The following is a 26,522-nucleotide window of genomic DNA, read 5'->3' on the forward strand; positions in this document are numbered from 1 at the left end:
CCTTCTGTAGTGCTCTGCTGATCAGGATGCGCCAGGACTCGCCATGCGAGAACGACCGGCTCAGGCCAGGGGCGCTGGGGCTGAGCTGAGGACGAATTGCTCGTCTGACGATTCCCCGACGCGCTGAGGCGACAGCTGACGGCTGTAGACCTTGATCAGATCGTCGGCGTTCCGGAAGATGATGATGTAGGACGTTCCTTCGGGTCCGGTCACCAGTGTCATGGTCGGATCGGTCGCTGCGTTCTCGGCTCTATCGGGGTCAGGGTTCAACTGCTGCCACTGCCCCCAGATCGACGATCCCGGCGCCGTTTCGAAGATGTGTTGCAGGGTGTTGTCAGCTCCGCGAACGGCGATGGCGGTGCGGCCGGAAGGGGGGTCCAGAATGGTGTCGGGTGATCCGATGGCGGTGAGGCTTCCCACCTGCTCCCAGTTCGTAGGCCAGGTGCCGTCCAGGTTCTGGAACTTGGTCGAGATATGACCGCTGCTATTGCGGATCACAATGCGCAGGCGATGCGCGGTCGAAAGCAACGCTGCGGGTGCTCCCTCTGCGGTGCCCCCCAGATCGGTCCATCCCGACAACGAACCATCGGCGAAATAGGTAGCCGTCTTCGCCGCGCCGGTGGCGTTGACCGCTACCAGCCGGGCATCCTCGCCGTCCTTGACTACGGATACCGTGCCGGTAAGGCCGGCTTCACCGAGGCTCTTCCACAGGGGAGCTGCTCCTTCCTGGCGGTAGTGCCACAGGCGTCCGTCGACGTCCACAGCGAAGAGTACATTCGTTCCACCTCCCACGGTCAGGCCGCTTGGCGGACCAGCCATCGAACCACCGAGGTTCCGCGCACTCTCCCAAGTAGGCAATCCACTGTCGATCCGGATGCTCTTCCAGATGCTGCCGTCGATGCTCTGCACCGCTGCCTGAATCTTCTTGTCGGAGAGTTCGCTCAGCGTGGGTCGGCCTCTGAAAGCCTCGCTGCTCTCCGGGGTGTCCCACGTGATGTCGGCAGGCGTCTCAGGGGAGGCCGTACCGCGACGCATTCGCCCTAGATTATCGCTGTACGCGTAGTAGAGCATCCCGAGAGTGGTGCCGTTGGGTGACTGCTGAAGGGCTGACGTCCGGGTGAATGGTGTCATCGGCAGGATTGGCATTGGGTCGGCGAACCAGCCCTGCAGGTCGACAAGAATGTGCAGCGTCCCTGAACTGTTGTTCTTGACTCTGATCTTACCTTCGGTGCCGAGCTTGCTGACGGCGAAGCTCGACCGGGCGAGTTGACCGGTAGTGAAGTTGGTCGTTGACGCCGCACTCGTAGTTCCATCGACCGGCCATACCGTCAAGAAACCGCTGCTTGCAGGGCTCACAGCAGTCAAGTTCAGGGCTGCTGCGGCGATCTCCCTCGTTGGCAAGCCGAACGCGCCACCGACGGCCACGTCCACCGTGCCGTTTGCTGGCACCGGCAGACCACCACCGACCGTCCGGGTATCCAGCAATCGGCTCGCTGCGACCGTACGTAACCCTGCGCCCGTCGCCGGTGTGGCAGTGAAGTATGCCTGTACGGTAACGACAGCGTGTACCGTCCCACTGCCCTTGTTTGCCAGCACAACTTTTCCATTGGCGGGCAACTTCACGATCATTCCCATTGACGTGGTGCCCGCCGGATAGTCGATCGCGTTGGCCGCTGCGGCGTCGTTCTCGGGTGCCACCGAAAGCCAACCAAGTGCTGCGGCACCAGTCACGATCACATCGATGACTGCCGCCGAAGCACCGGCAGGAACGACGCTCCCAGTCAATGTCACGGTCCGGCTGCTGTTACCCGCGATCGTGCCGGTGGTCGTTCCGAGGCCATTGCGGGTATCTATCAACTTGGTGTGCGGCAGGGAAACCAGGCCCCCACCCGTAGTACCCGTACTGCTTGTGAAGTAGCCTTGGACGTCGAGCTTGATATGGGTATTTCCTGAATGGTTGTAGACCACGACCTTGCCGTTGGCGCCGACGGTGACCACAATCGCGGAATTCGACAGCACCTGACCTGCAGAAGCATTGATCGTGGAAGCGGTCGGCCGGTCGGATCCATCCGGGTAAACCGTCAGGTAGGTGTTCGCCGTTGGATTGATGGCCGTGACGTCTACCAGCAATGCGCGGACGCCGTTAGCAGGGATGCCGCCGACTCCGAGTGCGGTCACCTCCGTCTCGGAACCAGCTGCTCGCGTACCGGCCGTGCCACCCACGCCCGTGCGGGTATCCAAAAGTACGCCGTTTGCCGCTACGAAATCACCGCCCTTGCCCGCTGCGTCCGCCAATGCCGGGGGTGGCCCTTGAATTATGGCGGCGGCAATGATCAAGATCGGAGCTAATAGGTAGCATAGCAGCAATCGAGCTTTGGTGCTTAGTGTCCCTGAATCAGTCATTCCATCCTCGCATGTGGGCATTGCGGATGCCGGGTGGCATTGATGAGAATTCCCAAGTAGGTAAAATTGCAGGAGGTTGTTCTGCTTGTGTCGGGTCCGATCCGCAGGCCGTCTGTTGATGGTTTTCCACTGGGACGTCGATGTACTGACCACTGATACCGCCATACTTGCTCTGGCGGTTGTCAGTTGCCGAATCCGACGGTAGGAATCTGATTGGCCCGATATCTCGAAGGGGCGGGCACCCTATTCAGTCCTGTTGCCTGCGCGCGTGGGATCTTGCGCACCATCGAGCGGACGACTCCAGACAGCAATCCATAACAGCCCCCATGCTAGCTCCGAAAGATCACGGGGAACTTACAGATACCGGGGTGTGACTGGGAAGCGTCGTTACAAGTTGATGCCACAAAACAGGGCATAGGCGTTCCGAATGTCACCGAGTGATTACTCACAGTTACTCGGGTGGTCACGTCGGCACTTTCGCGCTGCTTTCAGCGATGGCTTAGTTGCTCACAGTGATCTACCATGGCGTTCTGTGCAGTTTTGCCATGCTTTATGGCATCAACTTGTAACGACACTTCCCAGTCGCACCCCGGGATCTGTAAGTTCCCCGTGATCTCTCAGATCGATCACGGGGGCTGTTGTGGATTGCTGGCTGAGGTCTCGGGTCCGTTGGCGCGCCGAATCGGCCGGCAGCGGCACCCTGCCTGTCCGGGTTCATGCTGGGACCTCTTCAGGTGCTGTCCGAACGGAAGCGCGGCAGGGTCGCTGGTCGAACCCTCGGTTCCGGCATTCATCCTCTGCTTGTCGTCCGCCTAAATGATTGGCGATGTTCATGCTTTTTGAACCGGTGGTCCATTCAAGGCGGCGCGGGTTGTTTATGCAGTCGGCTTCTGTGCGGTCAGCAGTTTCGGCGTCTTTAGCCGGTCTACTAGTCCTGAATCTGGGGGGCAGCGGTGCCAACGGGTTGACCACCGCAGCATCCGAGCGAGCGGAATCACAGCGCGCGCGGACTGCCACCGCTGCTCCCTCGCAGCGATGGGGTTCGGCGACGGATACGTCCTCGCCGGTGGCCCGTGGGCGGGGTAACCGGGAACTGCCGAAGTCCCTGCGGGGGCAGTACCCGTTGCACAGGTTGAAGCAGCAGCCGGCTCCAGGCCGGAACAAGGCATCGGTGGGGGTAGCGCCGGTGGCGGATGCCAAGGGATACGACAGGGCGACCAGCCGTGAGCGCCTCGGCGAGCGGTCGGAGACGAAGCGGGTCTACGACAACGCCGACGGTACACAGACCACCGAGCTGTCGACAGACGCGTTGAACTACCGCAAGTCGGACGGCAGTTGGGCACCCATCGACACTCGGCTCACGCCCGACGAGGGTGGAAGCGGATGGCGCAACGTTGCCGACGCGGTCGCCCTCAAGCTGGCGGGACGGGCTGACGACAGCGAGCTGGTAAAGCTGACCTTCTCGGCGGAGGAGGAGCTCTCCTACGGCCTGGCTGATGGGGCACGTAGCGTCGGGCGCGCGGAGGCTGACTCGGTCACCTACTCCCAGGTGCAGCCAGGCGTTGATGTTCGCCTCGCACCGAGGGCAGGGGGCGTCAAGGAAACCATCGTTCTGCATTCGGTCGAGGCGCCGACGTCGTTTGTCTTCCCCCTGGGGCTCCGCGGGTTGACGGCGAAGCTCATTGACGGACAGGTGGAGCTGAGCGACCGGGCTGGTAGTCGACGTGCGATTATCCCCCCTGGCTACATGCTGGATGCGGGCAGTGAGTCGCGTGGGCCGGCAACGTCCGCAGGCGTTGCCTACGAGCTGGTCACCTCGAATGGGCGGCCCGCGTTGAAGGTCACGCTCGACAGCGACTGGTTGCAGAGCCCGGACCGGAGATTCCCGGTTGAGGTGGATCCCACGGTGGGTCCGCCGGTCAGCGGCGTGGGTGCCGACAGCAGCATGTACGTGCACGGGGGATCGTCGACCGTCGGCGGGCAGGACCTGCTGGTGGGCCGCTCGGGCGGCTCCAACGCCGCCGCTTATCTGAAGTTCGGTGGCCTGGTTGGCCAACTGCAGAACCACACGATCCACGGCGTGGCCCTGTCTGCGGTCAACTTTGACGCCGCATCATGCAAATCGCGTCAGGTGACCGTGCACCCGGTGACCGAGTCGTGGTCGGCCGGTACGGGCTACTCGTATCCGGGCCCGTCTGTAGGCGGTGCGCTGGCGAGCCGGTCGTTCGCCCACGGGTACATCGGGCTGGGGCAGTCGCAGTCGGCATGTCCGGCCGCTGGTGAGATGTTCGACCTGGGGAAGGCCGGCAGGGACCTGGTGCAACGGTGGGTGAGTGGCCAGCAGACCAACTACGGGCTTTCACTTCGCGCTTCGACGACCGATGCCTCGGCCTGGAAAAAGTTTGCGGGAACCAGCACCGCTAACGCGCCGAAGCTCTATGTGACGCATTCGCCCTACAATGCGGCATACGCGATCCCGAAGCCGACTCCCGAGCCGCCGGTGTTGCGGAACCGGGACGGCAACGTCAAGATCACCGCCACCAACCTCAGCGCCGAATCATGGTCGCCGAGCAATTACTATCTGGCCTACCGTGCGTACAACGCGGAGACCGGAGCTGCGGTCGTCCAGCAGCGGGCCGCGAACCTGTCAACGACCATCGCCCGCGGGGCGAAGGTGACGCTGGATGCGACCATCAAAGCCCTGCCGCCCGGCACGTACTTCCTGGATTTCACGATGGTGCGTACCGGCGGTGCGGTCTTCACCGACCACCAGGTGCCACCGGGTCGGATCGTGCTTCAGGTGTTCGACGTTCCACCGGTGGTGCAGGAACTCTATCCGGGCAACGGCTATCAGGCACCGACGCTGACTCCACTGCTGTGGGCACGGGCCGTGGATTCCGACCCCGCCCCCGGAGCCACGCTGTCGTTCAAGTTCGAGATCTGCGACCGTACCGATGCGGGGACGGCGACGAACTGCACGAACTCGGGCTACGGCGCGAATCCCTCGTGGGTGGTGCCGGCCGGACGGCTGTCATGGAGCAAGAGCTACCTGTGGCGTACGTTCGTCAAGGATGGTGCCAACGAGGTCATGTCGGCGGACTCCGTGCTGCTGGCCTCGGTGCCGCAACCTGACCTGATCTCCCGTATCGCAGGGTCTCCCGATGCGGAGCAGGGCCGCGAGTTCGATGCGCAGTACGGCAACTTCACCACCTCGGCGATCGACGCGACGGTGGTGACGGTAGGCCCCGAACTGAACCTGCTGCGTACCTACAACAGCTTGGATCCGCGACCCTCGGCGGTGTTCGGTGCGGGATGGTCCAGCCGGTACGACATGAAGCTGGCGTCGGACAACGACGGTTCGGGCAATGTGGTGGTCCGCTATCCCGATGGGCAGGAGGTGCGCTTCGGAAAGAACCCGGACGGCACCTTTGCCGCACCGTCCGGCCGGGTCGCGCAGCTCACCGTTGACAGCACCAGTTGGACACTTCTGGACCGCTCAGGTTCCACCTACCAATTCTCCCTGGGCGGGAGACTGACGAAGATAACCGACATCTCGGCCCGGTCGGTCGTGCTCAGCTATGACCTGGCCGGCAAGCTGACCAAGGTGCAGGTGTCGAACAGCACGAGCAACACCACAGGACGGGCGCTGTATTTCACCTGGAGCGGTGAGCACATCACCACGGTCAAGACCGATGTGGTGAACGGCGCTGCGCTTGTCTGGTCCTACGAGTACACCGGTGACCTTCTCACCAAGGTGTGCTCTCCGACCTCGGCGTGCACGACCTACGACTACGCCGCAGGGTCGCACTACCGCTCCGCAGTGCTCGATGCCCGTCCCGACTCCTACTACCGCCTCGGTGAGGAGCAGGGCACCGGCGCGGGTAGCGACATCGCGATCAACCTTGGTAAGGACGCCGGGACCTACAAGAACGCGACTCTGGCTCAGCCCGGGGTCATAGAGGGGACCAGCAATACCGCAGCGGCGTTTAACGGTTCGTCCTCGTATGTCGAGCTTCCGAAGGGGTCGCTCAAGAAGAGCCGTGACGCTGCAGTGGAGCTGTGGTTCAAGGTCGGTCTTACCCAGACTGGCGGGCCGCTCCTGGGATATCAGGATGCGACGGTCGGTGTGACCGCAACCACCGGTGTGCCGGTGCTCTACACGGGTACCGACGGACGACTACGCGGACAGTTCGCTGGCGGCAGCGTCGCTCCTGTCACGTCGGTGTACCCCGTCAACGACGGCAAGTGGCACCACGTCGTGCTGTCGGCGATGGGGACTACGCAGACCATGTACCTCGACGGTGTCAAGGTCGGCGACCGCACCGGGCAGACCATCGAACACTCGTCACTGACGTTCAATCAGATCGGTGCGGCGACGGCGACGGCTCCGGCCTCGTGGCCGAGCTGGGGTAGCACGGCTCAGCGATACTTCGCTGGCGTGATCGACGAGGTGGCGATCTACTCCCACCCGATCGGCTCGGAAACCGTGTCGGCGCACTTCCGCTATGCCAAGCCCGCTGCCCAGCAACTGACGAAGGTGACGCTGCCCAGCGGCCGGGTCGCCAGTCAGGTCGAGTACGACACCGCCACCGACCGGGTCAAGGAGTACACCGACGACAACGGCGGCACCTGGAAGGTCGGCCAACCTGCCATCTACGGCGGCGACACCGATCTGCGGCGCAGCATCCAGGTTCTCGACCCAGCCAATCGACCGTACCTGTACGAGTACGACGCCCTCGCCGGTCGGCTGTTGCGCTCCGGCACGCCGCTGGGCCGGGACACGCGCGCCGAGGACCTGCCAGGGGAGCCCACCACCCCACCCACCTCGCCCCCCACCCAGGTCTGTACGCAACCCGACCCGAACGACCCGGCATTCTGCACGATCATCCCGGACTCCTCGGGTGGTCCCATCTTCATCCGTCATCCCACCGAGGGGATGGCGGTCCGGGCGTACTCCTACGACGAGGACGGATATCAGAGCAAGGTCACCAACGAGGACGGCGACTCGGTGGAGATGACCTACGACGACAAGGGGCACCTCGCATCGAGGAAGAGTTGCCGCACCCTCGACCAGTGCCAGACGAGCTACTACACGTACTCGACCAGCATCACCGACCCGTTCGACCCGCGGGGTGACCTCGCGATCGAGTCTCGGGACGGGCGGTCGAGCGGCCCCACCGACAGCACGTACCGCACGTCGTTCACCTACCACCCCAACGGCCAGTTGATGACGCAGACCAACCCCGACGGCAGCGTCGTCAGCCACGCGTACACCAACGGTCTGGAATTCGGGCACAGCGGCGGATCCCAGCCCGCCGGGCTTCTGAAAGCCAGCACCGACGGCCGCGGCAAGATCACCATGAACGCGTACTACAGCAATGGTGACCTTGCTCAGGTGACCGAGCCCTCCGGTCTGGTAACGACCTACACCTATGACGCACTCGGACGGCGACTCACCGAGAAGATCGTCTCGGACAGCTACCCCGCAGGTGTCATCACCAGCTACACCTACGACAGCCAGTCACGAGTAGCGACCATCACCGCGCCTGCGACCACGGACGTTATTTCCGGAGTCCGTCATCAGGCCCGCGTCACCAACGACTACGACCCGGACGGCAACGTCGTCAAGGTCACCACCTCGGACGTGTTGGGCGGCGATCCGGACCGGGTCAGCACGACCGAGTACGACGAGTACAACCGACCCGTCCTGATGGTCGATGCGGAGGGCAAGGAAACCAGCCACGGCTACGACCGTTTCGGCAACCGCACGTCGATGGTCGACGCCAACGGTAACCGGTACGACTGGGCGTACACCGCGCAGAACAAGGTTGCCGAGGTGCGGCTGAGGGACTGGCGTAGTGACCCGGAAGGAGTGCCGGGCACCGGCACCGGCGACTACCTGGTCCTGCACCGATACATCTACGACTTCGCCGGCAGGCTCGCCAGTGACACCGACGCCATGGGTCGCCGGTTGGAGTACCAGTACTACCGGGACGACCTGTTGCAGAAGGTCACCCTGAAGGACTTCCACAACCCCGACGGCAGCAAGCGCGACTACGTCGTCGAGGAGAACACCTACGACGGGGCCGGCCACCTGACGCGGAAGGCCGAGGCGAACGGCACCCAGGTCACCCAACACGCCTACGACCGTGCCGGAAAGCTCAACAGCACCGTCGTGGATCCGGGCGGACTTGCCAGGACGAACACCTTCACGTACGACGGCAACGGCAACACCACCCGGACCACTCGCTCCGGGAAGACGTCCAACCTTCCCTGGTTCGTTCTGCTCGGTGTTACGGAAACCGTCGACTACACCTACGACAACGCGGGAAACCTGCTTACCGAGAAGATCATCGGTGACGGATCGCGAACCCGGCTCACCAGCTACACCTATGACCAACGTGGCCTGCGTACCTCCGCCACCGATCCGCGTGGCAACGTGACCGGTGCGGACAAGGCGGCGTTCACCACCACCTACCGGTACGACGAAGTCGGCCAGCAGGTGGGGGCGACCGGCCCGGCCGTCGCCGTCGAGAGCGACGGCCAGGCGCCCGTCACGGCCAGTCCTGACACGGCGATCGGCTACAACGCCTTCGGCGAACCGACTGCCACGAGAGATCCGCGTGGGCAGATCTCCCGCACCGAGTACGACAACCTGGGACGCCCGGTCAAAGCAGTAGCACCCACCTATTTGCCACCTGGTGTCACGGAAACCCTCATCCCGAGCACCCAGACGAAGTACGACGGCCTGGGCAACGTCATCGAGAAGATCGACCCCAGCGGCACCACCCGCTTCAGCTACGACCAACTCAACCGGCTCACCGCCCAGGACGAGCCCGACAGCACCAACGACGACCGGGCGGTGACCCGCTACACCTACACGCGCACCGGTGAGACGCTGACCGTCACCGGTCCCACCGGGGCGCGGGTGGAGTCCACCTACGATGACCTGGACCGCCAGACCACCCAGACCCGCGTCGAGCGGTACCCGGTCAACCGGAACCTCGTCACCAAACTGGGCTATGACGACGCCGCGAACCTGACCTCCATAACGTCACCGACCGGCGCGGTCACGAGCAATACCTACGACTCCGTCGGTGACCTCATTCGCACCACCGCCCCGAACGGCGCGATCACCCACTTCGGATACGACTACTTCGGACGGAAGGTCCGGGTCTCCGACGGGTTGGGTCGCACCACCCGTGCCAGCTACGACCTGTTCGGCAACCTGACCAGCGACGCCAATCTCAACGCCGACGGGGACGTGCTGCGTACCCAGAGGTACGGGTACGACGAGGCCGGGAACATGGTCTCCTCGAAGGACCCCTACAACGTCGTCACCACCTATCAGTACGACGCTGCGAACCGCCTGGTCAGGCAGATCGAACCGGTGACCGACACCGAATCGATCACCACCAGCTTCGGCTACGATGCGGCGGGTAACCGCACCCGCTACACCGACGGGCGCGGCAATGCCACCATCTACACCTTCAACACCCTCGGTCTGCCAGAGTCAGCCGTCGAGCCATCCACCACCAGCCACCCCACCACCCCCAACCGCACCTGGACGGTGGGCTACGACGCCGAAGGACGCGCCACCCGCATCAGCGCCCCCGGTGAGGCCAGCCGCCAGCGCACCTACGACGCAGCCGGGCGACTCACCGCCGAAACCGGCTCCGGCGGAGAGTCCACCACCGCTGCCCGCAGCCTCGGCTACGACAAGGCCGGCCGGCTCACCAGCGTCAGCGCCCCCACCGGCACGAACACCTACACCTACGACGACCGCGGTGCGGTGCTGTCGACCTCCGGCCCCTCCGGCACCGCCACCTTCGGCTACGACGACGACGGGCAGATGACCACCCGCACCGACGTCACCGGCACCGCAACCTTCGGCTACGTCAAGGGTCGCCTCACCTCCCTCACCGACTCGATCACCGAACAACGTCAGAACCTGACGTACGACGCCGCAGGCGAGGTGAAGACGATCGACTACGGCGCCGGGCGCATCCGCACCTTCGGCTACGACGACCTCGGCCGGGTCAACAGCGACACCCTGAAGAACGCCACCAACGCCGTCGTTGCCTCCGTCACCTACGGCTTCGACCTGAACGGGCATCTGACCAGCAAGGACACCAGCGGCACCGCTGGTGCCGGCAACAACACCTACACCTACGACAAGGCCGGCAGGCTCACCGGCTGGACCAGCCCGGCGGGCACCATCACCTACGCCTGGGATGCCAACGGCAACCGGATTCGCGCCGGCAGCAAGACCGCCACCTATGACGCACGCGACCGGCTGCTCACCGACGGGGACTACACCTACACCTATTCACCACGTGGCACCCTCCGCTCGCGCACCAGCTCCGGCCTCACCGAGCAGTACGCCTTCGACGCCTTCGACCGTCTCACCACCGCCATCACCCAGACATACCAGTACGACGGCCTGGACCGGGTGGTGGCTCGTACCGGTACCACCTTCACCTATGCCGGCCTGGGTGACGATGTCGTTGCCGACGGCGTCGAGTACTTCGCCCGCGGCCCCGCCGACGAACTGCTGGCCACCGGGCAGGGCTCGGACGAGCAGCTCTCACTCACCGACGCGCACGGCGACGTCGTCGCCGCGTTCGACCCCGCCAACACCAGCCTGACCACCCTGAACGACTCCACCTCGTACGACCCGTTCGGCAAGAAGATCACCAGCACCGGAGACACCGGCCACCTCGGCTTCCAGGGTGACTGGACCGACCCCCAAACCGGCCAGGTCGACATGGGAGCCCGGTGGTACGACCCGGGAACCGGCACCTTCACCTCCCGCGACAGCGCCAGCTACACCAGCGGTGACTCGATCTTGGCCAACCGGTACGCCTACGCCGCCGGCGCACCCTTGGACTTCGACGACCCTGACGGTCACTGGCCCAACTGGCTCAAGCGGGCCGCCCGCTCGGTCAGCAACGGCTACCACGCCGCCACGAACTTCGTCACCAGCTCCTGGGCATGGAACTACGGGGCCCGACTCTGGAACCAGGGAATCTCCGCCCTCAGGTCATTCGGGCAGATGCTCTACAACGGTGCCACCAGGCTCTACAACAAGGCCAAGACCGCCGTCGAGAACACCTATCGCCACATCAAACAAGGCGTCACCAACCTCCGTGCCAGTGTCAACTGGGCCAAAGAACAAGCCCGTGCCGCGGCGCAGCGAGTATACGAAGCCAAGAAAGCGGTAACCAACGCCGCGAAGGCCGCTGTCCGGCAGGCGATCAAGTTCACCAAGCTGCCGGTCGTGGCCGCCCTCACCAAGCCGCTGTTGGCGGGAGTCAAACTGGTGTCCGGCGGCATCAAAGTCATGGCAAGCGTCGTCGCGGTCACGCAGCAAGCCATCCGTGACCCCGACAAGTTCCGGCAGAAGCTGTTCCTCGAAGCAGCTCAGCGCCTTGCCCCACTCGTCGAGGGCGCCAACGAGATGTGGGACAAGGCGACCCAGTTCGTCGAGGACCACGCCGCTGAGATCGCCGGCATCGCCGTCGGTGCGGTCGTCGGCATCGGCTGCGGGGCTGCCATCGGCTGGACCGGTGTCGGCGCCGTCGCCTGCGGCGCACTTGCCGGAGCGGTCGGCTCCGCCGTCACCGGATACATGAACGGCAAGCGCGGCTGGGATCTCGCCGGCGAGACCGCTCTCGGTGGGCTCTTCGGTGCAGCTGGTGGGGCTGCTGGGACGGTCGGAGGCGCGGCCCTCGGTGCAGGGCTCCGCGCTCTGGGCGGGGGAATGAGAGCAGCCGGCGGTAAGGCTGTCAGCGCAGGTCTCGGTGAGGCGCGCACCATCGGACGCGGGCTCATGGGCCGGAGCGGCGGCTGCCTCGGCCCCGGCAACAGCTTCACCGGCGACACGAAGGTCCTGATGGCCGATGGCAGCCACAAGCCGATCCGTGACGTGAAGCTCGGCGACAGGGTCCTGGCCACCGATCCCACCACGGGGCGGACTGCGCCGCGAGTAGTCACCGCTCTGATCGTCGGTAGCGGCACCAAGCAGCTCGTCGACATCACCGTCACCGTCGACGGCCCGCAGGGCAGCCGTGCCGAGACGATCACCGCTACCGCCGGACATCCCTTCTGGATCGCCGACCAGCACCAATGGCGCGAAGCCAAGGACCTCAAACCCGGCTACACCTTCGAAACCGCCGACCACCGACCAGCAGCCGTAGCCGCCACACACCACCGCACCCAACCCGAGGTCGTACACAACCTCACCGTCGACACCCTCCACACGTACTATGTGGTTGCTGGCAACACTCCGGTCCTCGTCCACAACTGCGGCGGCGAAGCAATCGTGCACCTTGATCGACAGGCAGGACACGCGTCGATTACTGTGCGGCAAGGCGACGACGTTCTTCACACTGAGCAGGCCGGCAGGCCCGGAACGCGCGCAGTTGCTCAGGAGTTCGACGGTGAGCTGTCGGGATTTAGGCTCGACGTTCGTATTCCTCTCCCGAACGCGAGCCGCGCAAGGTCCTACCAGGACGTGACGCTCGGGCAGGATTTGGGTGCCTATGATGAAATGACTAGAAGCTGTATCACCTACTGTGCCGAGGTGTTGCAGCAGGGCGGAGTCCAGGGGATCCCCATACAAGAGGGAAGCATCGCGATTACGAAGTGGCTACTTCGGCAGCACGGATAGCTGCCGCGACATCCCTCGATAGACACGGAGGCAATCTAATGCCCTTGCCGGATGGCTGGGAGTGGCTGGACGAAGTCCCATCAGGGTGGTCTCCACCTGCGGAATTGCTGGTTCCAACAGGGATGATCCGAGTCGACCTGCCGATCAGGATGCTATCGAGTAACACCTTGGGGAATGATCTCATCGACCTGGTGGGTCAACTACTGAGCGAGAGCGCTCGCTTCAGCATCTGGTTTGGTTCGGAGGCGAAGAGGAAAGTTTCTTCCCCGAAACAGCTAGCGGTGTTGTCGCTGACAACAAACGACCAGTTTCACCGGGTTTATGAGGCATGGGCGTCGTATACCGGTGCATACGAGGCATCTGGCGCAAGGGTGGGGGATTTTGATTCTGAGGAACATTCGCTAAGGCGGGCTCTGCTTGAGGCGATTAGTAAATTGGTCGAGGCTCGGGGACGTTTCGAAGGTATCGAGTAGGCTGCCGGCGAGCCATTCGAATTGCATGTTCTAATCGACGGACTGCGCCTGCACTTCGTAAATAAGGCGGCTGAGATGAATTTGGAGTACCACTACGGATAGTAGCGACCGTCTGTCGGGGTGCGTGGTTGTCGGCCCACGTTGCCGTCGCGGTAGCCGTCAGGAGCATGGTATCTATTCGAATAAGGCGATGTAGCGCTTCCGGGCCAAGGCGGGACGTGAGATCTTCGGTGGCGCGCCGCGTAGCGGTGTGGCGTCGATCCCCGAAACTGGTAGTCCCCGATTGCCTGGGCGAGCACAAGCTGGTGACGTGCCGTTCCGTAACATGTCGAATCCGGAGTGATGGTATGTCTGAAGTGAGGCGAATGAATCTGGAAGCTGTTGTATCCTGGCATGAACGCTACGGCACTGAACTGGCTTCGCAGAGTGTCGAATTAAGGCTCGTTGGTCCGACGGCAGGGCGGAGTAAGGACTCGGCTACGGTCGAATTCATATCGCCTGAGTGTCTGGTGTCTGCAACTATTTGGGACTCAGGTGAGAGTGAAGTGATCACAGTGGTCGTTCAAGGCGACGATGACCCCGTCGTGGCAGTCCAAGACCTTGTCGATTCCGATGCTGTAACGGTGTTGCTTGATCACATTGTCTTCGGCTTAACGGCCAACCGGAATGACGGCTAAGATTGCATATATGCAGATGTTTAGATTGGGCCTTTTTAAACCTGATCTTGCAGGCCGGCGCGGGTGGACCGGAGCTGCTGATCGATGAGGGTGAGGCTCCAGGTGGCTGGAGGTTTGTTTCGCGTTCGCGCCAGTAGCGACCGATTCATGTGTCGGTGTCAGCAGTGCGATATGCCCGACCTGTCCTGTGATAGACGCATTCGGTCCGGCTCGCCCTTGACTGGAAACAGAGCGGTCACCAGAGCGGAGCATTTCGTCCCGCGATCGTGTCTGGTTCACTTTCACCCGACATCGGCGGACATGACGTCCGTCGAGGCAGCGCCCGAGCGCCACACGCATGGATTGTGACCGCACGGCGAGCCTATCCCTCCGACCTGTCCGACGCCCGGTGAGCCCTGATCTCGCCCCGCCTGACAGCGGCGAGCAGGCCCGCACCGACGCAGGCGTCGGCGGTCGCGCACCCACCCACGACCTGCGCGAGATCTTCAACGCGATCCTCTACGTCAACCGCACCGGCATCGCCTGGCGCTACCTGCCCCACGACTTCCCACCCCACGCCACTGTCTACGGCTACTTCGCCGCCTGGAGTAAGGAAGGCATCTTCACCGACCTGAACTACCAGCTCACCGGCGTCGTCCGCGACCACCACGGCCGCACCACTACACCCACGGCATCCATCATGGACAGCCAGAGCGTGAAGAACTCCACCAACGTTCCACTGTCCACACAGGGTACCGACGCCGGTAAGCGGATCATCGGCCGTAAACGGGGCATTCTCACCGACACCCTCGACCTCCTCCTCGCCGTGATCGTCACCGCCGCCAGCGCCAGCGACAACACCGTCGGCATGGACCTGCTCGACCAGGCCAATACCACCTACCCCACCTTGACCAAGGCATGGGTCGACGCCGGCTTCAAGAACCGCGTCGTCGAACACGGCGCACACCTCGCCGTCGACGTCGAGATCGTCACCAAAGATCCACAAGCCGAAGGCCTCAGCGTGGTCAAACGGCGATGGGTCGTCGAACGCACCATCGGCTGGCTCATGCACCACCGCCGACTCGTCCGCGACTACGAAACCCGACCCGACAACTCTGCCAGCATGATCACCCTCGCCATGATCGACAACCTCGCCAAACGCCTCACCGCCGAAACCACCCCAACCTGGCGAGGCGACTAAACCGCCATAACTTGCAAAGTGCGTTAATCAGACGTTCTCTGGGTAGTGAGGATGGGTTGAACAAGGGGGTGCAGGCCAGTTCTGCGCCGGCGCGGACGGTCGAGGGTTGTCATCCTGGCGTCGGGCGCTCGACTTCATTGATGGCTCATTCGTCCGTCACGGCGGCCCCCACACTCGGGCGCGTCACAGAGGGCGTCACAGATCAAGATCAAGAAGTTGGCATCAGTCGGCAGTGCTCGGCACAAGCCGACATAGCCATGGGCCCATATCCGCACCTGATGGCAGGTTCCGGCACGGTCCGGTATCGGTCGTGATGAGGCTCACTTTTCTGGCAGTGTGGGGGTCAGGGGTTCGAGTCCCCTCGGCTCCACCCTTGAAATGGTGGGTCAGCGACCTGGTCGAGTAATCACCGACCAGGTCGCTGATTCGTTCTCCGCCCCGACGTGCTCACGACAACCTCGCCGTCGATGATGGCCCGGGTGACCCGGACCATCACGGTTCCCGCCTCCAGGTCGACGTCTCGCCTGCGCGCAGTCCGAGCACCTCAGCATGGCGCAGGCCGTAGAGACTGCGGCAGCGCGCGCGGTTGAGGGCCGGTTCAACGACGACGAGGCGACGGCTCGTGACAACCGTGATGGCGCTCCTGGACGCCTGGCAGCCGGGTCGCCGGCGCTGGGTCACCGTTCCCGACCAGGGCCTGTTGCTACTTGTCATCCTCGTCCGCATGACTACGGATCACGGCTACCGGACAAGGGGAGCCGGCTACGCACTGGGTCGACACCGAGCCCATCAGAAGTCCCTTCCAACCCCCGTACCCGCGCGACCCGACGACCACCAGATCCGCATCGTCGGCGGCCTCCAGCAGCGCCGGGGCGGGGGAACCTTCGACCAGCCGGATCTCGACGTCAGTACGCATGGGATCGACTGCACCACGTCGCATGCTGTCCTGCAGCGTCTCCGCTGCCTGGACGGCGATCTCGTCGACAGCCTCCTGCTGGAGGCCCCCCGGACCTCCTGCGAATCCGAGATAGGGCGGGGACCAGGCATGTACGACCTGCAACGAAGCATGACGCCGGCGGGCCTCGTCATCGGCGAACCGCAATGCACGTACCGACAGGGGTGATCCGTCTACCCCGACGACCACGCGGCCCGCTTCGGGCCTCGGCTCCGGCCGGGGGACGACGATCACCGTGCCGGTCGCGTACTGGACACAGCCCTGGCTGACGGAGCCGAACAGTGAGCCGGTGGCGCTGCCGCGTCCGCGCGAACCCACGACAAGGAGGGAGTAGCTGCCCGCCGCACGGGTCAGTTCCCTGATCGGGTGGCCGTAGATGACGTGCGAGGTCGTCGCGACGTCCGCCGCGCCCTCTCGTGCGACTACCGCATCCACCCTGGACGTGACGTCCCGAAGGAGACCGGCCCTGAGGTCGGCCACGGAGTGCAGCGCCGCGAGCCGCTCGACCTCCAGGGGCGCGCCGCTCGGTTGCCAGACGTTGATCGCCCGCACGGGCAGATCTCGTCTGCGGCCTTCCTCGAGCGCCCAGACCAGTGCACGGTCGGATCCCATCGAACCGTCGACGCCAACCACCACGCTGGTGAGGGGCACGCGCACCGCCTTCAATCGGTGGTCAATCGTCGGGGAACGGCTGGTCGTAGCCGGGCCGCCGGACAGGTGACCGTCTGCGGCTCCACCAGCAGCCGCGCTGGAAGGACAGTATCTCGATCCGCCTCCCCGACGTAACACGATCTCCGATCCGCGAGGAGCGTGCTTCGGGCCGGAGCTGCCGCGAGGTGGCACTATCGTGAGAGCCAGGTCCGGCAGCCCGCGCCGTACGAAGCGGTCCCCTCGGAGGGAAGTTCACGTGTCTTCAGACGGACAACCCGCCCTGGAGGTCGTGATGCCCGCGGCGTTCCTGGGCCACGGCAACCCTATGAACGCTCTCGAGGTCAACCGGTACACCTCGGCGTGGAGAGCCTTCGGCGCTGCGGTGCCGCGTCCCCGCGCGATCCTGGTGGTGAGTGCTCATTGGTACATCAATGCCACGGCCGTCACCGCGATGCCCCGGCCGAGGACCATTCACGACTTCTACGGGTTTCCCCGGGAGCTGTTCGAGGTGCAGTACCCGGCTCCAGGGCTGCCCGAACTGGCCGAGGAGGTCAGTGACGTCGTCCATCCGACCTGGGTCGGGGCTGACGTCGACAGCTGGGGCATCGACCATGGCACATGGTCGGTGCTGATGCACGCCTTTCCGGACGCGACGATTCCCGTCGTCCAGCTCAGCATCAACGCTGACAAGTCGTTTGACTACCACCTTCAACTCGGTGCCCGACTCGCTCCGCTGCGCCGGCGTGGTGTGCTGATCGTGGCGAGCGGCAACGTGGTGCACAACCTGGGTGGCATGGACTGGGCGCTGACTGACGACGGCTTCGATTGGGCACGGCGCTTCGACAAGGACGCCACCTCCCGGATGTTGACCGACCCGGGCGAGTACGCGACTCTCGACGCCCACGGGGACTTCCGCCGGGCGGTACCCACGCCCGATCATTTCATTCCGGCGTTGTACCTCGCCGGTCTCGCCGCTGCCACGGACGCGCCTGACACCGAAGTTCTGGTGGACGGTTACGCCTACGGCTCGTTGTCCATGACGGCGTACACCTTGGGGATGTCCTGTCCGCAGTTTGACGGCCGGGGCGGATCGCCCCAGCCGCCGCCCGGCCTGCCGCCGGACGGGTCCAACATCTGAGGGAGTGCCGGCTGCTCGTTGCTCACGGCGCGGAGCCCCAGGTGCGCGTGGTGCACGCTCCACCGATGACCGTGGCGTTCGGGCTTGATCTCGGGGGAAGCCCCGCAGTCGGCACGCGACAGTTGATGGGGGCTCCTACCAGTCAGGGGCAGGCCGGTTCCGCGACGGCGTGAACGGTCGAGGTTCTCCTTGTGGCCTCGGGCGCTCAGCTTCCTCTCTGGGAGTGTGGGGTTCAGGGGTTCGAGTCTTCTCGGCTCCACCCTGGATCTGCGCTCACGAGGCATAGGGGAGCGGGATGAGTGTGCCCCCGGCCGGAAATCCGGCCGGGGGCCTTTCGTCGTTTGTGCTGCCGACGCCGCTGAGGGTGGCGGGTGGGCCTCGACGCGGAACGTGGGGTCGCGGTGCTGGGTCCGATCTTGTCGAGCGAGTTCGGTCGTCTTCCCACCGACAACGACCCGTGCGGGAATGATCTCCCGGCCTGAATGCTCCCATAAATCGCAAAACAGGCATTCCATGACGCGTGAACATGGGTGGTGCCGCGTGCGCCGCGTACTGTCGGGGCAGGCCGGCCGCGTTCGGAGCGGTACGAACGACGGCAGCCGCCTGCACCGCCAACGAGACGACGATCAACAGAAGTGCTAGATTTTTCGGAATGCTGTTCAGCACTAGTGAGCGGGAGGAGCCTCATGGTGCAGTCAGTGCAGCGAGCCATCCGCATCCTGCGCCAGCTCGCCACGGACGGCCCGCGGCTGGGTGTGACCGAGTTGGCCGACCGAATGGGCCTGGCCAAACCCACCGTTCACGCCCTGCTGCGCACTCTGGAGTCGGAAGGGCTGGTGTCCCGCGACTCGGAGGGCTCCAAGTACCGGCTCGGCCCCGACCTGGTGGCCTTCGGCAATGCCTACCTGGACACCCATGAGCTCCGCAGCCGCTCGCTGACCTGGGCTGATCTCCTCGCCACCCGCACCAAAGAAGCTGTGTGGGTGGGCATTCTGACCGGTAACCGCATCCTGGTGGTACACCATGCCTTCCGGCCCCGGGGCACGGGGCAGATCCTGGAGGTGGGTGCGACGATCCCCTGGAACACCAACGCCCTGGGTAAGGCGATCGTCGCCGCCTCAGTCCCTGCGCTCGGCAAGGAGCTGCTGGCCGGAGAACTACCGGCGCTCACCGGGGCCAGTATCACCGACCCCGCCGTGCTCGCCCGTCAGCTCGACGAGGCTGCCCGGGCCGGATATGCGATCGAGGACCAGGAATCCACCATCGGTGACGGAGCCGTGGCCGCTCCGATCTTCGACCGCTCTGGTCAGGTGGCGGGTGCGATCGGCATCGTCGGGCCGGTCGAGCGCCTGCTCGCCGAGCCGACATGGCAGGAACTGGCCGTTGCCGTACGCGAGGTCGCGCGCAATCTGTCCCGGGAGCTGGGCGCCCGCCGGGGCAGCGCGATCCACCTCCAGTCCTGAGCTACGCCAGGGTCTGACCTGCCGCGCGCTATCGGGCTGTGACAGCGTCCGCCAGGGCACGGAAGATCAGCGCGGTGGAGGCCGCCCCTGGATCCAGTTGCCCGATGCTGCGGGTGCCGAGATACGACGCGCGTCCTCGGCGGGCCTGCAGTGGTGCGGTGGCTCGCATCCCCTCTTCGGCTGCGTCAGCTGCGGCGAGAGCGGCTTCGGCCAGGTCGGCCCCGGCGTCGGCGCGATGACGGAAGGCGGCCAGCGCCGGCGTCCAGGCGTCGACGACGGTCTTGTCCCCAGGGACGGCGGCGCCGATCTGGGTGACCTCCGCCAGCCCTGCGGCCAGTGCTTCCGCCAGTTCCTGCGTGGTGGCGGCGGGGGTGTAGATGGTCTGACCGACGGCCCGGAACGCTCCGCCGAACAGCGGTCCCGATGCCCCGCCGACGAAGGACAGCAGCATGGTGCCGGTTCCGATGAGTACGGCTCCCACGGTGTCCGGCACCAGACCGTCCAGCGCAGCAGACGCGGCAGTGAAGCCGCGGTGCATGTTGGTGCCGTGGTCCGCGTCGCCGATGGCTGAGTCGAGCCAGGTGAGACGGTCCTTCTGTTCGGCCACGGCGCCTGCGATGGTGTGCACCCAGGCGCGAGCGAGGTTGATATCCACGGAGCCCCCGTTCGTGGAGCGGTGGTCGCGAGATGATCTCGACGGGCCACCGTTGCAGCCCTGTTCAGGAGGGCTGCAACGGGGAAGTGCGCGAGCCCGGGCTCAGTGGGCCGCGAGCAGTTCGAGCGTGTCGACGACGCGGTTGGAGAAGCCCCACTCGTTGTCGTACCAGGCGACCACCTTGATGTGGCGTCCGTCGACACGGGTGAGAGCCGCGTCGAAGATCGACGATGCGGGGTTGCCGGTGATGTCCGAGGACACGAGCTCATCCTCGGAATACTCGAGGATGCCTGCCAGAGGGCCCTGCGCAGCGGTGCGGTAGGCCGCCAGCACCTCGTCGCGGGTGACGTCGCGAGAGACGGTCGTGTTGAGTTCGACCAACGACCCCACCGGAACCGGGACGCGGATCGAGTCGCCCGACAGCTTGCCGTTGAGGTTGGGCAGCACGTGGCCGATGGCCTTGGCTGCGCCGGTCGTCGTTGGTGCGATGTTCACCGCGGCAGCGCGGGCGCGGCGGGCGTCGCGGTGCGGGCCGTCCTGCAGGTTCTGCTCCTGCGTGTACGCGTGCACCGTGGTCATGAAGCCGTGTTCGATGCCGGCGAGCTCGTCGAGAACGGCGGCGAGCGGTGCCAGGGCGTTGGTCGTGCACGAGGCGTTCGAGATGATCCTGTGCACGGCAGGGTCGTACGCATCGGTGTTCACGCCGAACGCGAGCGTGACGTCGGCACCGTCCGACGGTGCGCCGACGAGTACCTTCTTCGCACCTCCGTCGAGGTGGGCGCCTGCGGCCTTGGCGGAGGTGAACCGGCCGGTCGCCTCCAGCACGATCTCGACACCGAGCTCGCCCCAGGGAAGCTGCGCCGGCTCACGCTCGGCCAGGACCGTGATGCGGCGGCCGTCGACGACGATCTGGTTACCCTCGACCGTCACGGGTCGGCCGAGTCGGCCGGCCGTCGAGTCGTAGGCGAGCAGGCGCGCGAGGGCACTGGGCTCGGTGAGATCGTTGACGGCGACAACCTCCAGGGCGCTGTCGCGTTCGAGCAGGGCTCGCAGCACGTTGCGCCCGATGCGGCCGAATCCGTTGATGGCGATGCGGGTCATATCTCTTGTGTATCCCTTCACTCGTCTTTGAGGTTGGCAGGCGATACGTGCTCGTACCAGTGGTCTGATCGCCATGATGCGCAAGAATCGGGCCACCGGATGGTCGCTGACAGTAAAGGTGTGCGGATTCACTCGCTCGGGCCTCGCCAGGCGAAGTGCTGTATGCCCTGCTCAGATGCCTCGCCCGAAGGTGCGTCGATCCTCGACAGGAGCCGTGCCGGGCGCCGCTCACGGGGTGGCGGGCGACTCCGCCGTGGGCTTGGGCGCACTGCGCGGTGAGGGGGCGGTAACCCAGGCGTCGGTCGGCAGCGGGACGGCGACGCGATGCCGGCGGGGGCCGAGACGCGGGACATGCCCAGCTCACTCTCCCTCCCACTCTCCCTCCCATGGTCAGGGATCGATCAGATCCGATCATGCGCTGCTTTCTCCGGATTTGCGTGTGCCTATGCGGAGCAGTTCCCACACTCTGTTCGATGTGGACGTTCAGTATTGCGGAATGCTGTTCGGCAGTTCTAACATCGCCGATGGGTAGAGCAAAGTCGGGAGCGGGGGACTTCAGGCGTGAAGAAGCTGATCAACGACGTCCGCAACGTGGTGCCGCAGACGTCAGACGAACTGGTGCTCGGCAATCCGGAGGCGATGCTCCTCGACGGTGCGTCGGCGGAGGTTCGGAAGACGCGCACGGCGGATGCGGCGACTATTCCCCACGGTGGCGGGCAGGAGTCCGACGATGTCGGATCTGTGGATGCTCCGCTGATGCTGGCGTCATCCGGTGCGGCCGCACAGACGGTGGGTTGAGCCGGTGGACACCGTGCTGTTCGACCTCGACGGCACACTGGTCGACACCCTCGACGACATCACGCGCGAGGCGAACGCCGCGCTACGACAGTTCGGCCTTCCCTCGCTCACCAGGGACGAGGTCCGTGAGCGGGTCGGCGAAGGCGGCACGGCGCTGATCGAGGCCTCGGTACGCAGGTCAGGGCGACGGATCGACTCCGTGGTCGTGGCGCGTGCCCAGGAGACGTACCTCAGCGGTTATGCGCAACGACCCGCGGTGGCGGCCCGGCTGTACCCGGGCGCGCAGCAGTTGCTGGGCAGGCTGCGCGCGGCCGGCGTGCGAACCGCGCTGTGCACCAACAAGGCCGGGCCGGTGACCCATCGGCTCCTGTCCGCACTGGGCCTGGAACCTTACTTCGACGCCGTCATCACCGGCGACTCGGCCGTGGGTCGCAAACCCGCGCCCGGTCCGCTGTTGCACGCCCTGGACCTGGTAGGTGGCACCAGCGCGCTGATGGTGGGCGACAGCGTCCACGACCTGCGCGCCGCGCAGGCCGCCGGCATGCCCGTCGCCTGGGTCAACTACGGCTACGGCACGCCCATCGGCGCCGGTGCGCCGGATCTGGAACTCGAGGATCTCGACGGACTCGAGACGGCGGCCCGAGCCGCCGGCCTTGATCTTCCGCAGTCTCAGATGTTTGGCCATATTCCCGTTTAGGAGAACGATGCCCGACTCACCTGAGGATCAGATACTTCGGCTGCTGTTCTCGTCCCGCCGGATCGCGGGCAGTACGACCGACCCCTGCGCGCAGCAGCCGTGCGACGAGTGTTTCGCAATACACCGGCCGAAGGTCGAGCGATTCATGGCGCAGGGGGTTCCGCTGCACTTCGTGATTCCCGCTTTCCCGGCCAAGTCCCCCAACCGTAAGAAGGTCCTCGGCACGCTGCCCGATCTGGGGGAGCGGCTCTCCCTGGAGTTCCTGCAGTCCTTCTGCGACTACGTGTGCCACCACTACGAGCCCGGGGCGAAGATCACGATCTGTTCCGACGGCCATGTCTTCAGCGATCTGGTCGGCGTCGACGACCAGGACGTGACGGCCTACCGTGCCGAACTGGAGCTGTTGCTCCGGGCGATCGGCTCCGACTCGATCAACACGTACGGGCTGGAGAACGCCTTCCAGAGCACCGACTACACCGAACAGCGGGAGCAGCTGACCAATCGCTACGCCCGCCCGGTCGAGGAGATCCGGGAGCGGGCACTGCAGGATCCCGCGGCGCGGTCCATCTTCGGTGGTATCCACCGCTTCCTCTTCGAGGACCAGTTCGCCGTGAGCGAGGGCCGCAGCCGCAACACGGTGCGCGAGGAGGCCAAGCTCCGCGCGTACCGGGTGGTCCAGCGGAGCGACGCGTGGAGCGCCCTCGTCGAGGCCTTCTTCCCGGAAGCGCTACGCCTGTCCATCCACCCGCAGGCCGCCCACTCCCAGAAGATCGGCATCCACATGATGCGTACCCGTGACAACTGGCTCACGCCCTGGCACGGGGTTGCTCTCGACGAAGGCGACGGAGTGCGCCTGGTCAAGCGCGAGGAGGCGGAACGGCTCGGCGCGACGTTGGTCATGCGCGGCGGCCGGCCGAGCCACTTCATCGCCCCACCAGCCAGCCACAAGTCCCGGCTTCTGCTTCAGGAGGCAGTCAGATGAGCTCATTCTCCGTCACGCCCGGCAAGCCCTTCGGAACCATGCTCGAACCGGTCGGGCCGAATCTCGAACTCGGGCAGGTGGCACCTGACCAGCTCCGGGAGCTGATTCGTGAGCACCGGATCGTGGTGCTGCGCGGCTTCCGCTCGTTCGCGCAGAAGGAGGAGCTGGTGGAGTACGCGCGCCGTTGGGGGCCGCTGCTGTCCTGGAACTTCGGCGACGTGCTCGACCTGGAGATCCACGAGGACCCCAAGGACTACGTCTTCACCGCGGGGCCGGTGCCCTACCACTGGGACGGTGCCTTCGCCGCGCAGGTCCCGACGCACCAGATCTTTCAGTGCGTCAAGGCCCCTGTCGCCGGCGGCAGGACCGTCTTCTGCGACACCGGACTGGTGCTCGACGGGCTGCCGGCGGCGACGCGGCAGATCTGGGACGGGCTCACGATCACGTACCGCAAGGAGAAGACCGCGCACTACGGCGGCAACATCAGCGCGGACCTGATCCAGCGCCACCCGCACACCGGGGAACAGGTCGTGCGCTACGCCGAGCCGCTAGACCCGGCCAAGTTCCTCAGCCCGCTCTTCCTGGACGTCGCGGGGCTGCCCGAGGACGTGGCCGCCGAGGCGTTCTTCGCCGACATCGAGGAGCGCCTGTACGCCCCCGAGGTGACCTATTACCACGAGTGGCAGGACGGCGACTATGTCGTCACCGACAACCACGCCCTGCTGCACGGCCGCACCGCGTTCACTGCGGGCTCGGCGCGCCACCTGCGCCGCGTGCACGTGCTGTGAAACCGGCCCCCCAGACCAGCCGTAAGGCAGAGAGGCAAGAGATGCGATCGTACTACGACGTGGTGGTCATGGGCGGCGGTCCCGGTGGCGCGACCCTCGCGGCGCTCCTGATGAAGCAGGGCGGCCTGAGCGTTGCCGTGCTCGAGAAGGAGCATTTTCCGCGCGAACACATCGGCGAGTCGTTCGCGCATCCGCTGATACCCGTCCTCGAAGAGAGCGGGGCGTTGGAGAAGGTCCTGGCGAGCAACTGCTGGGTCAAGAAGTTCGGCGGGATCTTCCAGTGGCGTGGCGAGGAGCCGCACGTCGCCTTCTTCGACCACAGCAACACGGTCCGGGACGGCGTGCACCGCTGGGCCATGCACGTCAACCGCGCCGAATTCGACAAGATCCTGCTCGACCACGCCAAGGACTGCGGCGCCGAGGTCTTCGAGGGGGCCGCGGTCGCGAGCTGCACCCTCGCCGAGGACGGCGGCAGCCGTGAGGTGGTGCTCAAGGACGGCCGTTCCGTGCGCGCGGGATACTTCGTCGACGCGTCCGGTCGCCGCAACAGCATCGTCACGAACAAGAAGCGTGACTGGCTGTCGGGGTACCGCAACATCGCCATCTGGCAGCACTACCTGGGCGGTGTCTTCACCCAGACCCTGGACGGCGACTGGAACATCTTCCGCGACGGCGCCATGTCGCCCATCGGCTGCTTCGCCTTCCGCGACGGTTGGTGCTGGTACATCCCGGTGCCGAAGATCATCGACGGCGAGCGGAAGGTCACCCACTCCATCGGCATCGTCACTGACCCGGACATCCTCAAGCAGCCCGGCAGCGACTTCACCGACCCGGAGGTGTTCCTACGCACGGTCAAGGAAGTGCCGAAGCTGCGCGAGTTGATCCAGGACGTCACCCCCGTCGGGGACCGGATGCTGACCGCCACCAACTACTCGATGATCAATGACAAGTTCGCCGACTTCGACGAGCGGTGGCTGCTGCTCGGCGATGCCTCGTACTTCGTCGACCCGCTGTTCTCCTCGGGCGTCGCCTTCGCCACGAACCAGGCCGTGGCGGTGGCCACCCTGCTCGGAAGCACGGCCGGTGGCACGCTGAGCGAGCAGGACCAGCGCGGCCTGTGGCACGACTACGACCACGAGTGGCACGGCATGGCCGTGACCTTCGCGCTCTCGATCGACCAGTGGTACTACGCCATCGGCAGCGACAACCCTGACAGCGTCTACTGGAACAGCCGCGGCAAGCCGGAGTCCCTGGGCCTCAGCCATGAGCAGACCTTCGACGCCCTGCTCAACACCGCCTTCACGCCCGACCTGCTCGAGGTCATGACGGCCGGAGAGGGGCTGAACGGACTCGACATCGAGGGCCCATTCATGTCGGAGTACGCCCGTGCCCAGGACATCTCCCTGACCGAGGACACCAAGGTCTCTCTGGCCGACGATGTCGTCGTCACTGCGGGACCAGGCCTGGACATCCCCGGCTTCAAGGGCGCCATTCCGCCGGACCCCTCGCTGATGGCCGCCGAGGAGCGGGCGGCAGCCGCCGCCTACTGGGACGACCCGGTGCGGCGCAGCGACAGCGTCCCCGCCGCCCTCGGCAGGCTCGTGCCCTGCCACCGCTTCTCCCGGGGCGACCAGCCGGATCGCACCCAGGTCCGCAGCGTGGACGGTCGGGACGGGGGTGCCGAGCTGTGGAATCTGCTGCGGCGGGGGCCTGTCCTGTGGAGCCATCTGGTTGCCGATCTCGACCCCGGGCAGCAGTTGCTCGTCCGACGACTGCTGCACGCGGGAATGCTCAAACTCGACGGCGGGAGCGGCGCGTCCGTGTCCGTTTCCGTGTCCGCAGACAGCGGGTCCGCAGCGGATGAAGCTCGCTGAACCAAGAACGGCTGG

12 protein-coding genes and 1 pseudogene are annotated in these 26,522 nt (G+C 65.3%); 9 read left to right on the forward strand and 4 right to left on the reverse strand.

What is annotated here, in order from left to right; translation table 11 throughout:
- Positions 1-60 precede the first annotated feature (60 nt).
- A complete protein-coding gene (locus GA0070216_RS33900) occupies positions 61-2,337 on the reverse strand; it encodes a DUF8189 domain-containing protein (RefSeq protein ID WP_141723146.1) in 2,277 nt (758 codons plus the stop codon).
- A 1,252-nt stretch (positions 2,338-3,589) separates the two neighbouring features.
- On the opposite strand from GA0070216_RS33900, the gene GA0070216_RS20765 reads away from it, so the two are divergent.
- Positions 3,590-13,075: a LamG-like jellyroll fold domain-containing protein gene (locus tag GA0070216_RS20765; RefSeq protein WP_245722609.1), complete on the forward strand. Its 9,486-nt coding sequence runs from the start codon at positions 3,590-3,592 to the stop codon at positions 13,073-13,075.
- 1,545 nt (positions 13,076-14,620) lie between these two features.
- Positions 14,621-15,405: pseudogene (locus GA0070216_RS20770) on the forward strand (IS5 family transposase).
- A 703-nt stretch (positions 15,406-16,108) separates the two neighbouring features.
- On the opposite strand, the gene GA0070216_RS20775 reads toward GA0070216_RS20770, so the two are convergent.
- Positions 16,109-17,011, reverse strand: coding sequence for a universal stress protein (locus GA0070216_RS20775; protein WP_141723147.1), 903 nt, complete (start codon positions 17,009-17,011; stop codon positions 16,109-16,111).
- 256 nt (positions 17,012-17,267) lie between these two features.
- Here GA0070216_RS20775 and ygiD point away from each other — a divergent pair, with 256 nt between their 5' ends.
- Both ygiD and GA0070216_RS20785 read left to right on the forward strand, forming a co-directional pair.
- Positions 17,268-18,149 carry a 4,5-DOPA-extradiol-dioxygenase gene (gene ygiD / locus GA0070216_RS20780; protein WP_245722610.1) on the forward strand — a complete coding sequence of 294 codons (882 nt, stop codon included), beginning with the start codon at positions 17,268-17,270 and terminating at the stop codon, positions 18,147-18,149.
- A gap of 686 nt (positions 18,150-18,835) precedes the next feature.
- Positions 18,836-19,612, forward strand: coding sequence for an IclR family transcriptional regulator (locus GA0070216_RS20785; protein WP_091248532.1), 777 nt, complete (start codon positions 18,836-18,838; stop codon positions 19,610-19,612).
- A 28-nt stretch (positions 19,613-19,640) separates the two neighbouring features.
- Here GA0070216_RS20785 and dhaL read toward each other — a convergent pair whose 3' ends face one another.
- Together dhaL and gap are read right to left on the reverse strand one after the other, a co-directional pair.
- A complete protein-coding gene (gene dhaL, locus GA0070216_RS20790) occupies positions 19,641-20,267 on the reverse strand; it encodes a dihydroxyacetone kinase subunit DhaL (protein WP_091248536.1) in 627 nt (208 codons plus the stop codon).
- Between the two features lie 102 nt (positions 20,268-20,369).
- Complete coding sequence (gene gap, locus GA0070216_RS20795; RefSeq protein WP_091248539.1) at positions 20,370-21,368, reverse strand: type I glyceraldehyde-3-phosphate dehydrogenase; 999 nt, start codon at positions 21,366-21,368, stop codon at positions 20,370-20,372.
- A 561-nt stretch (positions 21,369-21,929) separates the two neighbouring features.
- On the opposite strand from gap, the gene GA0070216_RS20800 reads away from it, so the two are divergent.
- From GA0070216_RS20800 to GA0070216_RS20820, 5 genes are all read left to right on the forward strand, one after another.
- Positions 21,930-22,166: a hypothetical protein gene (locus GA0070216_RS20800; protein WP_091248543.1), complete on the forward strand. Its 237-nt coding sequence runs from the start codon at positions 21,930-21,932 to the stop codon at positions 22,164-22,166.
- A gap of 4 nt (positions 22,167-22,170) precedes the next feature.
- On the forward strand, positions 22,171-22,863 hold the full coding sequence (locus tag GA0070216_RS20805) for an HAD family hydrolase (protein ID WP_176739064.1): 693 nt from the start codon (positions 22,171-22,173) through the stop codon (positions 22,861-22,863).
- A 145-nt stretch (positions 22,864-23,008) separates the two neighbouring features.
- On the forward strand, positions 23,009-23,845 hold the full coding sequence (locus GA0070216_RS20810) for an isocyanide synthase family protein (RefSeq protein WP_218108248.1): 837 nt from the start codon (positions 23,009-23,011) through the stop codon (positions 23,843-23,845).
- Entirely contained in the window at positions 23,842-24,633 is a 792-nt protein-coding gene (locus tag GA0070216_RS20815; RefSeq protein WP_091248554.1) for a TauD/TfdA dioxygenase family protein, read from the forward strand. The genes GA0070216_RS20810 and GA0070216_RS20815 overlap by 4 nt, the downstream gene beginning before the upstream one ends.
- A gap of 41 nt (positions 24,634-24,674) precedes the next feature.
- A complete protein-coding gene (locus GA0070216_RS20820; protein ID WP_091248557.1) occupies positions 24,675-26,507 on the forward strand; it encodes an NAD(P)/FAD-dependent oxidoreductase in 1,833 nt (610 codons plus the stop codon).
- Positions 26,508-26,522 lie beyond the last annotated feature (15 nt).

Origin of the sequence: Micromonospora matsumotoense (assembly GCF_900091525.1) — a bacterium.
GTDB classification, from domain to species: Bacteria; Actinomycetota; Actinomycetes; order Mycobacteriales; family Micromonosporaceae; genus Micromonospora; species Micromonospora matsumotoensis.

What these genes read in the sequence shown, in the direction of transcription:
- GA0070216_RS20810 (WP_218108248.1), top strand. Translation starts at nt 23,009, where the DNA reads ATGGCGCAGGGGGTTCCGCTGCACTTCGTGATTCCCGCTTTCCCGGCC.
- gap (WP_091248539.1), bottom strand. Translation starts at nt 21,368, where the DNA reads ATGACCCGCATCGCCATCAACGGATTCGGCCGCATCGGGCGCAACGTG.
- GA0070216_RS20820 (WP_091248557.1), top strand. Translation starts at nt 24,675, where the DNA reads ATGCGATCGTACTACGACGTGGTGGTCATGGGCGGCGGTCCCGGTGGC.
- GA0070216_RS20815 (WP_091248554.1), top strand. Translation starts at nt 23,842, where the DNA reads ATGAGCTCATTCTCCGTCACGCCCGGCAAGCCCTTCGGAACCATGCTC.
- GA0070216_RS20785 (WP_091248532.1), top strand. Translation starts at nt 18,836, where the DNA reads ATGGTGCAGTCAGTGCAGCGAGCCATCCGCATCCTGCGCCAGCTCGCC.